This is a genomic window from Mesorhizobium sp. P2_C7, assembly GCF_056404515.1.
This window is the reverse complement of sequence record NZ_JBFUDW010000005.1, coordinates 1-13,709: the sequence shown is the minus strand read 5'-3', so window position 1 is coordinate 13,709 and position 13,709 is coordinate 1. Positions and strand designations below refer to the sequence as shown.

General features: G+C 61.3%; 9 protein-coding genes. 6 read left to right on the top strand and 3 right to left on the bottom strand.

The window, feature by feature from the left end; all coding sequences use genetic code 11:
* Positions 1-107 precede the first annotated feature (107 nt).
* Together AC1D2G_RS11950 and AC1D2G_RS11945 are read right to left on the bottom strand one after the other, a co-directional pair.
* Positions 108-1,088, bottom strand: coding sequence for a sugar ABC transporter substrate-binding protein (locus AC1D2G_RS11950; RefSeq protein ID WP_477414146.1), 981 nt, complete (start codon positions 1,086-1,088; stop codon positions 108-110).
* A gap of 100 nt (positions 1,089-1,188) precedes the next feature.
* A complete protein-coding gene (locus AC1D2G_RS11945) occupies positions 1,189-2,196 on the bottom strand; it encodes a sterol desaturase family protein (protein WP_477414144.1) in 1,008 nt (335 codons plus the stop codon).
* A 274-nt stretch (positions 2,197-2,470) separates the two neighbouring features.
* Between AC1D2G_RS11945 and AC1D2G_RS11940 the strand changes: the two genes are divergently transcribed.
* The 5 genes from AC1D2G_RS11940 to AC1D2G_RS11920 all read left to right on the top strand — a co-directional run bounded on the left by AC1D2G_RS11940 (position 2,471) and on the right by AC1D2G_RS11920 (position 9,450).
* On the top strand, positions 2,471-3,508 hold the full coding sequence (locus AC1D2G_RS11940; RefSeq protein WP_477414142.1) for a LacI family DNA-binding transcriptional regulator: 1,038 nt from the start codon (positions 2,471-2,473) through the stop codon (positions 3,506-3,508).
* A gap of 359 nt (positions 3,509-3,867) precedes the next feature.
* A complete protein-coding gene (locus tag AC1D2G_RS11935; RefSeq protein ID WP_477228082.1) occupies positions 3,868-5,316 on the top strand; it encodes a TolC family protein in 1,449 nt (482 codons plus the stop codon).
* Positions 5,317-5,355: 39 nt separating this feature from the next.
* Positions 5,356-7,488, top strand: a complete 2,133-nt coding sequence (locus AC1D2G_RS11930; protein WP_477414140.1) for a type I secretion system permease/ATPase — start codon at positions 5,356-5,358, stop codon at positions 7,486-7,488.
* Positions 7,489-7,529: 41 nt separating this feature from the next.
* Positions 7,530-8,819 carry an HlyD family type I secretion periplasmic adaptor subunit gene (locus tag AC1D2G_RS11925; protein WP_477228084.1) on the top strand — a complete coding sequence of 430 codons (1,290 nt, stop codon included), beginning with the start codon at positions 7,530-7,532 and terminating at the stop codon, positions 8,817-8,819.
* Positions 8,809-9,450: a ribbon-helix-helix domain-containing protein gene (locus AC1D2G_RS11920; protein ID WP_477228085.1), complete on the top strand. Its 642-nt coding sequence runs from the start codon at positions 8,809-8,811 to the stop codon at positions 9,448-9,450. Before AC1D2G_RS11925 ends, AC1D2G_RS11920 begins: the two co-directional genes overlap by 11 nt.
* Positions 9,451-9,556: 106 nt before the next feature.
* Here the strand turns inward: AC1D2G_RS11920 and AC1D2G_RS11915 are convergent, their stop codons facing one another.
* Positions 9,557-10,501: a transglutaminase-like cysteine peptidase gene (locus tag AC1D2G_RS11915; protein ID WP_477414138.1), complete on the bottom strand. Its 945-nt coding sequence runs from the start codon at positions 10,499-10,501 to the stop codon at positions 9,557-9,559.
* A 324-nt stretch (positions 10,502-10,825) separates the two neighbouring features.
* Between AC1D2G_RS11915 and AC1D2G_RS11910 the strand changes: the two genes are divergently transcribed.
* Positions 10,826-13,709, top strand: a 2,884-nt coding sequence (locus tag AC1D2G_RS11910; protein ID WP_477414137.1) for a DUF5801 repeats-in-toxin domain-containing protein, incomplete at its 3' end; no start/stop codon positions are given.

The window sequence follows — 13,709 nt, the reverse complement described above, 5'->3', positions numbered from 1 at the left end:
TCGAAGTGGTCCCTGGCTTGAACAATGGGGGTGCCTGGCGCGGCCCTCGGAGGGGCGCCGGCCGGCGATGTCCGGCCCACGGCGGGCCGGACACTCGGTTTGCGCAATCAGCGGGCGCCGGCCGCCGCACCACCCATCGTCGCGCCGACGTTGGCAGCATCGACGATCCCCGGTCCGGTCAGCACCGGCTTCGTCGGCAGGTCGAGCCCATAGTTGACGAAGCCGTTGAGCAGCGACACCGCGAGATAGCCCTGCAGGTAAGGCTGCTGGTCGATCGAGAACATCTGCGTTCCGTCCTTGATGCGCTGCAGGCCGGTTTCGTCCATGTCGAACGACGCGAGCTTGACCTTGTCGCCAAGATTGGCCTGGCTGATGGCGTTGGCCGCACTGTTGGCGTCGCCGGCACTGATGGTGATGAGGCCGTCGAGGGTGTTGTCTTTCAGCACGGCGGCCTTGATCGCCTCGGCGACCGCGGTCGGGTTGCCGAAGCTGGATGAAGGCAGCGGCAGCTGGGTGGATTTGCCGCCGCTCTTGGCGATGGCGTCGGCGATGCCCTTGCAGCGGTCTTCCGTGTTCGTGGAGCCCGGCAAGGTGTTGACGCACAGCACGTTCTTGGCGCCATGGCTGCCGAAATAGGCGCCGCCACCGAGACCGGCCGCGTATTCCTCGTTGCCGACATAGTTCATGGCGCCGAGCCGCTTGGCTGCGTCCATGCCGCCGGAATTGTAGATGATGAGCGGAACACCGGCGGCAACGACTTCCTTGAAGGCGTCGTCCATGGCCTCGGGTACCCAGTCCGGCCCGACGATGGCGCTCGGCTTCTGGCTGAGCGCGGTGCGGATCAGCTTGGCGGCGTCCGGGCCGAGATTGTCGTAGTTCTGCGGGCCGAGCCAGGTCACCGAGCCGCCGGTCAGTTCGGCGACCTTGCCGGCGTCGTCCGCACCCTTCTTGACCTTCGACCAGAACGGGTCGTCCGCCTTGCCGCCGATGACGAAGATCTTCGCCCCATCGGCCATTGCGGCTGTGGAACCTGTCGCCACCACAGCTGCCGTCATCACCGCCGTCAAAAGCTTCGTTATATGGTTCATTTCATTTCCTCCCGGTTGCCGTCATCAGACGGATTGGAAAACTTCGTCCCGACGCTCCCCTCCCGGTGCGTCGCGTGATCAATGCTTCGCCCGGCGTCGGTCACGCCCTGGCGTTCATGCGCTGCTTCTTTTTCTGGAACCGGGCGTCCATCATGGCGTCGCCCTCTCTGGTGCCGTCGTGCAAGGTGCCGAACCATCTATCGAGCGGGATCAGCCCGTCGCCGCCGTAGTTCACCTCGAAATATTTATGGTGCAGGTAATGCGCGTAGGCGTGGCTCGATACGGCTGTGTCCTGCGTGAGTTCCAGCTTTTCGAAGCCGAGATGGCCGTTGACGGCACCAAAGCCGGCGACGTGCAGCTGGAACAGTGCAACGATGGGGTTGGACGGGATCAGCAGATGCCAGAAGGCGACCGCGTGATAGAGGAACCCTTCCACCGGGTGCATCGACAGCGACGACCAGGGCGACGGGTTGATCGAATTGTGGTGGACGGAGTGGATCCAGCGATAGAGCGGACCCCAGTGGATCAGGCGGTGGATGAAGAAGAAATGCACCTCGTGAATCGCCGGTGCGACCAGCACCAGCGCGGCGAGGTAGACGGGGTGGTCCTGCCAGCCGACCCATGGCACGTAACCCTTGGCAAAGCACCACAGGAAGATGACTTCGACCACCGTCCATAGCGGGATGGTGATGAAGAACGAGCGCAGGAAGTTGTCGAGGTTCTGGCTCTGGAACCAGAACACGTCGGAAGGCGCATCGGCGGGGAATTTGTGGTTGTATTTGAAGCGTGTCGTTTGCGCGCGCCTGACGTAATAGCGCAGCTCGAAAATGCCGTAGAAGACAAGGATCGCCCCGGCGTTGACGGCGTAGAGCCAGAGCGCCCAACCCCAGCTCAGCGTCTTCATCGTCTCGACGCCGGGGACGACATAGAACCAGTAGAGGAGGGCGGTGGCCATGTGGAAGGCATTCCACGGCCAGATATAACCGGGCAACCATGCCAGGATCTTCGGCAGCCTCGGTGGCCAGTTCCACAACGGCACGGCCTCGATGCGCCCGTTCGGCTTCCAGTCGCCGCGCTTGTCGCGCACGCCGTATTTGAGATCGTCCATCCCGGATCCTCCACCCGCAGTGCCTGGGATGGCTCGCACGCGCACGCTGCCTCGCACCGCCGTCGGGCGGAGGGTCAGAACCTTGTCTGCGCTGTGCTGCTTCTATCCCTGGGCTGGCGGTGCTTGCGCCTTCTTTGCTTCTTCCCGAGATAAACATCTTGATCCAAAATGAATCAAGAATAGAATGCTTATTCCAAATTAATTGTATCATTCGTCTCAGCATTGCCTGATGAATGATATTTTCGTATCAATTGCTATAGGCTGATGACACGAAATGGATCAGAACAAGCGGCCGACCATCAAGGATGTTGCCGCCGAGGCCAATGTTTCGGTGGCCACCGTCAATAGGGTGCTGAGCGGCTCGGGCGCCGTGCGCCAGGGCACGCGCGAGCGCGTCATGCTGGCGGCGGAGCAGATCGGTTTCTACGGCATGGGCGCGCTGCGCAGCCGTATAGCGGCCGCCTGGCCGCGCTACCGGTTGGGTTTCCTGCTGCACCAGCCCGGCCGAGCCTTCTACCGCAACATGGCCGAGGCACTGCGCCTTGCGGCCCAAAAGATGCCCGACTGCGAAATAGAGTTGCGTACTGAGTTTCTCGACGATCTGTCGCCGCAGAACGTCGCCTCGCGGATGCTGGCACTGGGCGCCGAATGCGACGCCGTCGGCGTCGTTGCCGCGGTCCATCCTCTGGTCACCCAGGCGGTGGACGCGCTGCAGGCCCGCAACGTGCCGGTTTTTGCGCTGATCTCGCAGATCTCGGCGACCGGCCATATCAACTATATCGGCCTGGACAACTGGAAGGTCGGGCGCACCGCGGCCTGGGTGTTCGAGCATGTCTGCCGGGCGCCCGGCAGACTGGGCATCCTGGTCGGAAACCATCGCTACCGCTGCCAGGAGATGAACGAAAGCGGCTTCCGTTCCTATTTCCGCGAACATGCTCCTGGCTTCTCGCTGCTGGAGCCGCTGCTGACCTTCGAGTCCAGCGCCATCGCGCAGGAGATGACCGAAAAACTGCTGAACGAAAATCCGGATCTGTCTGGCCTCTATGTCGCCGGCGGCGGCATCACCGGCGCCATAGCGGCGCTGCGGTCCACCGGGCGGGCCGGCAGCGTCGTGGTCGTCGGCTATGAACTGATGGACACGACCCGCGCCGCACTTCTCGACGGCACGCTGACCTTCGTCATTTCGCACCCGTTGGCGCGCATCGCACAAGAAGCGCTGGCCGGCATGGTCCGCGCCGTCTCGGCCCCGAACGAAGGCGGCAACTTCACGACGATCCTGCCCTTCGAGATCTACACCCGCGAGAACATCTAGTTCACGGCGCCGTCGCAATCCTTGATCCCCCGAAAAGATTGCCGCAATAGCGATCTGCCTTCGGTTTGGTCGCAAATAGCGGCTATCCCTGCTTGATTCTCCCTGCCTTGGTTAACCACCTTCCGTTTTTGGTCCTTTTCCCAACTGACAGCGTCAGGATACGATCGCAGGGGGTCTATGCTTATGTGCCATTTTTGCTACATCTAACAATCTTGTCGCCTGAATCATCGATTTAGCAGGAGCTAATTCAATAATTCCTCACACATTTCGTGAAACTGTGGATAGTTCTCGGAGGCAGGCCTTGGCTTGGCGTAGCGCTCTCGAATAAGGGTGCTGGGGGAAACTTTAGGGTGGGTTATATGAATAAGACAAGCATCTCGGCCGTCGGCAAGCGCCTTGGTCTTTTGATGGCGGCTACAATGCTGACTTGCGCGAGTGCTCATGCGCTCACGCTCAAGGAGGCGATGGCTGTCGCGGTGGAATCCAATCCCGAGATTGGACAGGCAATTGAAAACCGCGAAGCAATCGAGTTCGAGTTGCGACAGGCCAAGGGCCTTTATCTTCCCAGTGTCGATGTCGAGGCATCGGCTGGAGTTCGTCGCCTCGACAATACGTCCCGGCGCGCACTGTCGATAGAGGACGATTCGCTCTATCCGGCGGAAGCGGATCTGGTGGTCACACAGAAGCTGTTTGACAGCGGCGCGCGGCGGGCGGAATTGAACCGCCAGGCATCGCGGGTCGACGGAGCGTCCTTTCGGGTGCTGGAACGCTCGGAATTCATCGGGCTGTCGGTCGTCCAAGACTACCTTGAATACATGCTGCAGGCTTCGATCGTCGCCGAAGCCAAGAAGAACCTCGGTTTCCATCAGGCGATACTCGGCGACATCCGGCAAGGCATCTCGGGCGGGGCGCTGAACGAGGCCGACCGGCAGCAGGCCGAAGAGCGTCTGTTCGCAGCCCAGGCACGCATGCAGGAGGCGAGCGAAGAACTGGAAGCCTCTAGGATCCGGTTCTTCAAGACCGTCGGCAAACCGCTGGTCAATGCTTCGCGGCCCGGTGATGTCGCCGCCGCACTGCCGAGGTCACTTGACGATGCGCTGGGCCTGGCACGACAGAACAATCCACGCGTTCATATGGCCACCAGCGATATCGCCGCTGCTGCTTCCATGGTGGATGCGGCCCGGGCGAAATACGGCCCCGAAGTTTTGGCCGAAGGCCGTGCCAGGGGAGGGTATGATATTGACGGCGACAATGGCGACGCCAGTGACCTGCAGGCGCGTCTGGTGCTGCGTTGGAACCTGTATCGAGGCGGCATAGACAAGGCCAATGAACAGGAGCAGATCCGCCGTGCCAGCGAACAGCGGCTTGCCTATCACCAGGTCTTGCGTGAAATCGAGGAGGCTGTCCGCACGTCATGGGATCGCCGTTTCCGGCAAGCCGACTTGGCAAAGACGCTGAGGCTGCAGGCCGCTTCCAGTGAAAAGCTGGTTTCGTCCTACCGCGAGCAATTCAAGGTAGGGCAACGGTCGCTGCTCGACGTGCTCGATGCGCAGAATACGCGATTCAACACGGCAACGCTGGCGGACACAGCATCCTATGCATCGCTATTCGCCCAATACCGGCTTCTGGCCGCGACAGGTCAATTGCTGAAAACGATGGGTCTTCAGCCGGCAAAGCAAGCGACGGCCTATGCACGATCCGAGTTCAACGCACCAGAAACCGCGGACACTGAGACCTATGCGCGGACGCCATCGGAGCAGAAGAACGACCTGCCTTTCGATATCCTTGCGCCAGTGAGGAAGAAGTAGGACGGTGCAGGGTCCAGCGAGGGTCCTTACGGGCATATCGTGAACCAGCAACCCAACATCCTCTCCCCCAAGGAGGCATTCAAAGCCTGCTTTTCAGCGGTCGCCGGCTATCTTGGCAGGCCGAGCGCCGAGACAGTGCTGTTTGCCGGGGTGCCGATTTCAGAGACGCGAATTGAGGTAGAGGATATTCGGCACCTTGCCGAGCGCATCGGCCTCGAGGTCAAGGACGTCAGTCATCGCGATTTCCTGCGCGGGCGCGTCGATCTGCCCGCCATTCTGTTTCGCGCCAGCCAGCTGCCTGTCGCCCTGCTCGCGGAGATTGAAGCGGGCGAATACCTGACTGCGCCCCAAGAAGACGGCCGCACCACGATCAGCAGATCCGAGCTGGCTGCCAGCTATATCAGCGGCGGCGCGTCCTTCTCGATCACCTATGCCAATGCCACCGAGGCGATGAAGGTCGGCTCCGCACAGAAGATCGAAAGGCGCCATTGGCTGACGGGGACGATGGGCGCCTTCTGGCGCACCTATTCGAAAGTCGTCCTTGCTGCGATATTCATCAATGTTCTGGCCATCGCCTCACCCATCTTCACGATGAACGTCTACGACAGGATCCTGCCGAACAAGGCAATATCCACACTGTGGGTTCTGGCCATCGGCATCGGCGCCGTCATCCTGTTCGATCTGCTTTTGAAGACGGCCAGGGCTTCCCTCATCGACTATGCCGGGCGCAAGGCGGATCTTCGGATATCGTATCTTCTGTTCGAAAAAGTGCTGAACTCGTCACTGTCGGCGCGTCCCGGCTCGACCGGCGAATACGCAAACCGGGTCACGCAATATGAGTTCGTCAGAGAGTTCTTCACCTCGAACACCATCAGCGTGTTCATCGACACGGCATTCGTCTTCGTCTTTCTTCTCGTCATCTATGCGATAGGCGGCTGGCTGGTGATCATACCGGCGCTGGCCTTTGTGATGTCCGTCATCGTCGGCTTGATTACCCAGCGCCGCATCGGCAAGCGCGTCGCCGCCTCGATGAACGAAGCTTCGCAACGCCAGGCCTTGCTGGTCGAATCCATCTCGACGCTGGAGACGATCAAGTCGCTGCGCGCCGAGGCGTATCTGCTGCGAAAATGGGGAGAGCACTCCAAGAACGCCGCCAACACGTCCGAGAAGATCAAGCAACTCTCGGCGGCCGCAGGCAACATAACCCAGTCGATACAACAGCTGGTGACAGTCGCCCTGGTGGTGGCCGGCGCCTACGCCTTCTCGGAAGGGCATGTTTCGACAGGAGCAATCATAGGAACGGTCATGCTGGCGAGCAGGGCGGTGGCTCCGCTCGGCCAGATCGCCATCACGCTGTCCCGGTTTCGCCAGGCCATGCTCTCGCTGAGGATGGTGAACTCGATCATGGAGCAACCGGAGGACCGGCCGGACACGGTGGGTTTCGTCAACCGACCCATTCGCAACGGGGCGATGGCGTTCAGGAATGTCGGGTTTGTCTATCCCGGCGCGGAAAACGAGGTTTTGACCGGTCTGAATTTCACGGTGAAGCCGGGAGAGCGGATCGGCATCATCGGTCGCATAGGATCGGGAAAGACGACGATGGGTCGGCTGGTCGGCCGGCTGTTCCTGCCGACCTCCGGTGAGCTGCTGCTGGATGGGATCGATATTCGCCAGTATCACCCGTCAGAAGTTCGGGCCGCTGTCGGCATCGTTGCGCAGGCTGGCGATCTGTTCTCGGGGACCATCAAGGAAAATCTCCTGATGGCTTGCCCGGAGGCTACCGATGAGCAGATCATCGACGCGGCAAAGGCGGCTGGCGTCGACGATTTCGTCTCACGCCATCCGCGTGGTTACGACATGAGTGTCGGCGAGCGTGGCACCAATCTTTCAGGCGGCCAGAGGCAGACAGTGGCGATCGCACGCCTGCTGCTGACCAAGCCGAAAATCGTCTTTCTAGATGAACCATCGGGCTCGATGGATCTCGCATCGGAACGCCAGTTGATAAAGCAGCTCAAGGTCGCCTTTGACCGCGACACCACGCTGATCGTCTCCACACATCGCTTCAGCATGCTAGAACTGGCCGACCGCCTGATCGTTATCGAACAGGGCAAGATCGTTGCTGACGGACCGAAGGACCAGGTTATACAGGCGTTGCAGAAAACAAGCGCCTGATCGAACAAATTGAATGCATCCAATGCGTTGGGGCGTAGGAAATGCTTGCCAGGGAAGATCGGCCGCCGCTCTTTGCGTCGGCGTCCATATTCATCATAGGAGCGCTTTTCGTTGTATTTGTCGCCTGGGCAGCCTTTGCCGAAGTCGATGAGATCGCGCGGGGAGACGGCAAGGTGATACCCGCTTCCAAGACCCAGATCATTCAGGCGAGTGAAGCCGGTGTCGTCCAGGAAATCGCAGTTACGATTGGCCAGGTCGTCAAGAAGAATGATCTCATCATCCGTCTCGACAACACGCTCAACACCTCCAGCCTTGGTGAGCAGCAGGCCAAGGCGCGAGCCCTGCAGGCGCGCATTGCGCGGCTCCAGTTCGAGCAGAGCGGCAATCTCGAAGGCGCATTTCCCTGTCCGCCCGAGATCCAGAAGGCAGCGCCGGAAATCTGCGAAAACGAGCAGAAGCTGCTCGTCGCGCGCCGCGAAAACTTCGAAGTCAAGCTGTCGGTTCTCAAGTCGCGCCTCGATCAGCGCCAGAATGAATTGGACGAAGCCACCGCCAATCTCGATCGTCTCACCAAGAACCTGGCTGTTAGCGACCAGGAAAAGGAGCTGGTCGATTCCATGGTCAAGAAGGGGCTGATGGCGAGGACCGAGCAGATCCGCGTCGAGCGTGAGCATACCGAACTGCAAGGGCAGTTGAACCTCGCCGGTGAAACCATCAAGAAAACCAAGGGGGCTATCACGGAAGCCCAGCTTCAGGTCGACGAGCTAGGTCTGCAGTTGCAGCAGGAAGCCCTGAGCGACCTGACGGAGGCGCTGGCCGATCTCTCGGTGGTGGATGAGACCATACGTGGCGCCACCGACAAGGTCGCGCGCACGGATATCCGGTCTCCGGTGGATGGGATTGTCAACACGCTGGAGCTGAACACGGTCGGCGCCTTCGTCCAGCCTGGAGCGGTCGTGGCCGGCATCGTCCCGACCTCCGAGACCCTTCTGGTCGAGGCCCGGGTTTCACCGCGAGATGTCGCCTTCATCCGGCCGGACCAGGACGCGCTCATCAAGGTCACCGCCTACGATTTCTCGATCTTTGGTGGCATCGAAGGCAAGGTCTCCAACATCACAGCCGACAGCCTGGTCGACCAGAAGACAGGCGAACCCTATTACCAAGTGCGCGTGTCGACGGACAAATCGACACTCGAGAGAGACGGCAAGGCCTATTCGATCATCCCGGGCATGATCTGTTCCGTCGACATCAAGACCGGGCGCAAGACGATCCTGAATTACCTCTTGAAGCCGATCAACAAGGCACGTCAGGAGGCGATGAGTGAGCGGTAGCGCCAGCTCTCCTCTTCCCGATCGCGAGCGGCTGCTGCCTCCTGTCACGGCTGAGGATTTTGGGCTGGAATTTCGGGTTGTGGCACGCGGCGGCGTACGACGCGGCATCCGTTTGGAACGGGCTTTCTGGGTCACGCTGAAGCAGATGGCCGAAAGCAGGAAGTGCACGATCGGGATGCTCATCGATGAGATCGCCGAAAGTCAGGCACAGACAGGTAACCTGACATCTGCGATCAGGGTGGCCTGCATGCGTGGATTGGGGGAGGAAAACCTGACCTTGCGAAGGCTTGCCTCGATCAACACCATCAACGCCATAGTGGTCGCCTGCCCGTCGCCGGCCTTTGCCTTGGCATCGTCGAAGAAGATCCTGACGTTCAACGCGCCGTTCCAGCAACTGGTCAAGCGTCAATTGCCGATAGCTCCAAACGACGATGCGCGCCATGACCTCAAGCTGGCGCTGGACCTCAATGTAGCCGACATTTTCGCGCGGCTCGACGCCAATGGCCAAGCGCCGGTGGCTACGGGCTTTGTCATCGGCGCCGGTGAACGTCGCTACCGGGGTCAATTGAATGTCGTGCGAGCCCCGGTGGTCGAGCCGGAATTGCTGATGGCGTTCGTCTTCGGCGGCTAAGGCGCGTCACCTTGACCTAGATGCAGCCGAAGCGTTCGCGCTCTGGTTTTCATGCAAACCATTGTCCCAAAGTCACTTTTGGCGACATGTGATCTTGCCGGAAAATCTATCGCTGAACGCCTTCGCCCGGCGCAACGGTCGCGAAGCCGCCTTTGATCTCAGCCATCTGGGCTGCGCCCGGTTTCGAGCCGTGGATCCAGGCCCGGTCCGTGCTGAACGAATAGAGCGGAACGTAGTCGGGAAGATCGCTGTCGCGCACGACGGTGTTGCTGAGGCTGTCGAGAATGAAGGTGCCGCTGCCTGTGCTCACCGACAGCACCGCGTGAAAGAAGCCTCGCTTGCGGTCCTGGAGAACAACGAGCGCCATGCTTTGCGTTGGAATACCGGCCCTCAGCAGAGCCGTCATCTTGAGGATGGCAAAATCCTCGCAGTCGCCGGCTCGCCGTTCGAGAATTTCCGATGGCTTTGCCCAATAGTCGAGTTTGCCGTAGACGTCGCTGTCTTTCCTGTAGGCAATCAGGTGATTTACGCTGCTGTTGACGAAGGATAGCTTCTCGCTGAATCCCTTGCCCTGGGCGGCGGAGACCATGCTGGCAAAAGCCGCACTCTTGCGCTCGCAGGCGCTGCCCGCCGAGCAACTGGTGATTGCCTGGTAGACGGGTGCCCAACGAGCCGAGACGGGGAAATTGCGCATGGACAAGGCGACCGATCCGAATACGCCGGGAATAATCGATGCCGTCTGCACCGGATCTATCCCGGCATCAGCTCGCGCCGTTGACGAACCATCCCCGCGATCAGCAAATGCCGGGCCGTAGCTGCCGAAAACCATGCTGATCCGGTAAGGCGCCAAAGGCTGCCAGGGCTGCGGCCTCGCCAGCGAAACACCGCCGAGGCAGGGTGGCGTCAGGACCCTTTCCAGAGGCGTGCCAATAGCGGCAGCCTCCCCGGAAACGGCACTTGCGAATGAAGGTCCTGCCAGGCCGACAAGGCCGATTGCCAGCAGGAGCACCTTGAGCCTGGTTTTTCCCAGAACTGATTTTTCTTTTTTCATAACGCCCACCTTTGACTGTGGACGCTACCAATCTTGTCTCAAATTATTGGAAAGGAAGGTGGATAACTTTACGGCAAGTGGCTTTGTCTATTTTATTTAAAATTTTATTCGATTTTATACTCCCATTTACCAAGAGACCGCGTCGAACCTCCACCGGGCGCGCTACGCAGAAGCCGGCATATATCAGGTTATATGTTCGAGGTTTACCAACGTGTAAAAAATGCTGGGGCAAGCATATCGGAGTATATGAAACAGATTGCGGGGTTGTTGCAAAGCAGAAGTGGCCAATGTCTCTTGCCGGGAAATGTCGGAGGGGTTTCAGCAATGATCACCAATAATGAGTTGGACAGTTCTTCGGGTTCCTTGAACGAGCATTCCGCGTCCAGCGAACACAATGGTCAGGCATCGCCGGGAGAGATCCTGGTCGCACAAGCAACTTCGACCCAGCAGCCCGCGCCGGCAGCGGCCGAACCGGTGCCGGTCGATGTCGGCGGCGGAGCACCTGTCAAGCCGGAAGCGCCGGCGACGGCGAACGCACCCGCGGCACCCCATGAATATGTGGCTGACGCCAGCAACATCGTGAAACTTCCGTCCAACGTTTCCATCGACAACATCAAGGTCGACGGCCACAACCTTGTGCTCGAGCAGGCCGACGGCTCGGTGATCGTGATCAAGGACGGCGCCTTGAACGTGCCGACCTTCGTCATCGGCGACGTCGAGGTGCCGCGCGTTGCGTTGCTGGCCGCGCTCGAGGCAAGCCATGTCGACGTTGCCTTCGGCGCCGACGGTTCCATGTCGGCCGGCACGGGCGGTTCGCCACCCAGTGCAGGCGGGAATTTCGAAATCCCCCCCGGCGGCATCGGTGACGGGTTCGGCCTTTCGGCCTTGTTGCCCCCGACAGACTTGCAGTTCGGGTTGCTGGACCGGCGCGAGCTGACGATTGGCGTTGCGGAAAAGGAAGACTCCACCCCCTCGATCGATCTCATAGGCTCGGCAACAGTCAACGAGGCCGGTCTGCCGGCGCGTGGCGGCGAGCCCGCCGGCTCGGACGCGTCCGCGTCGTCGGAGACGACCTCGGGCAACATCGGCTTCACCTCGCCTGACGGCGTGTCGGTGGTCTCGCTCGACGGCCATGTGCTGAGCGGTGTGGCTCAGACCTTCACCGATGGGACCGGCTCGCTGACGGCGAGCTATGTCTTCGATGCGGCGACCGGTATCGGCACCATCCACTACACCTACACGCTTCTCGACAACACCGCCGGCAACGCCACCAATGTGAGCTTCCCGGTCGCGGTGACGGATGCAAATGGCAATCCGGCCCCGGGCGGCAATCTGGTCATCAACATCATCGATGACGCACCGACGGCAGTTGCCGACACCGACGCGGTGGCGGCGGGTTCGCACGCGCCTATAGGCGGCAATGTGATAAGCGGCGCCGGCAGCGACGGCAATGCGGCAGGAGCCGACACCAAGGGCGCCGATGACGCGAAGGTTGCGGGCGTTGCCGCCGGCACGACCAATGCCGATCTGGACAGCGGGGTCACACTGAACACGCCGATCCATGGCGCCTATGGCACGCTGACGCTGCAGGCGGACGGCTCCTACACTTATGTGCGCGATGCCGGCACGCCTGGCGGCGTCCACGACGTGTTCACCTATACGATCAAGGACGGCGACGGAGACCTGTCGCACACGACGTTGACGATTTCGATCGGCAATTCGACACCTACGATCAGCGACCTGACGCCGGCGGCCGGTGGCGGCGACGTCGTCGTCAACGAAAATGACCTGCTGGCCAACCGTGGATCCGGTGAGTCGGACGGCTCCGACACTTCCAAGGAAAGCAACACACAAGGCGGCACCTTTGCCATTTCCTCGCCCGATGGCATCGCCTCGCTGGCGATCGACGGCCACAATTTCATCACCAATGGCGTGTTCACGGCGGGCTCGTTCACGACGGCGCTGGGCAACACGCTGACGGTGACGGCCTACGACGCCGCGACCGGTCAGGTGAGCTACACCTACACGCTCCTCGACAATGAGGCGCATCCCGCCGTCCAGGGCACCAACAGCCTGTTCGAGAATTTCACCGTCACGCTCACCGACCAGGACGCGCAGAGCGTCAACGGCACGCTGTCGGTCAACATCGTCGACGATGTGCCGACGGCCACGACCGAGGCTTCGCAGAATGTTCTTGAAGGCGCGACCATCACCGGCACGCTGGACTTCGTCGCCGGCGCCGACGGCGCTACGGTGACGCATATTGGCGCCACCGCCCTGGTCTTTGGCGGCGACGGCTACTCGCAGGCGATCGACATCGGTGACGGCTTTATAAAGGTCAAGGCCGACGGCAGCTATGCATTCACGGCCAACAGTCCGGTCATCGGGGCCGGTGCGGCCTCGGCGACCTATACCGTGACGGACGGCGATGGCGACAAGGCGACTGCCGGCATCAGCTTTGCGGTGACCGACGCCAACCATCCGACGACCGGCACGGCGGCGGCCACGGTCGATGATGACGGGCTGGCCGGCGGCAATGCGGCAAGCACGGCGGGCGACATCGACGCCAATGCCGGCGAGGTTCCGCTCAGCGCCAGTGAAGCGACCTACAACGGCACGCTGGGCGGCAGCGTCGGCGGCGACGGCGCCGGTTCCAACGGCTTCTCGTTCGCGACGCTGGACGGCACCAGCGGGACGGTCGGCCAGGAGAACGTCACCTACAGCTGGAACGCCGCCAGCGACACGCTGACGGCGACGGGTCCACGCGGCGACCTGTTCACGGTGCATGTGACCGATCCGGCCACCGGCGCCTACACGGTGACGCTGCTCGACAACGTGCTCCAGGCACAGGGTCCGAACGACGAGAACAATGCGACGGTCAACCTCGGCTACGTGATCACCGACGCCGATGGCTCGACGGCGCCAGGCACGCTGACCATCACCTTCAACGATGATGCTCCGACGGTCGCGATGGCGGATGTGAAGCTGCCGTCGCTAAGCGTCGACGAGACGGATCTGACGACGAATGCGACGGCGAGCTTCGCCAGCGCCTTCACCTCGAGCTATGGCGCCGATGGCGCCGGCACGACCACCTATGCGCTGGGCTTCAATGCCGGCGCGACGGGGCTGGTCGACACGGCGAGCGGCCAGGCGGTGGTGCTGAGCCTCGAGGCTGGGCAGGTGGTCGGCCGTGCGGGCGTCGGCGGCG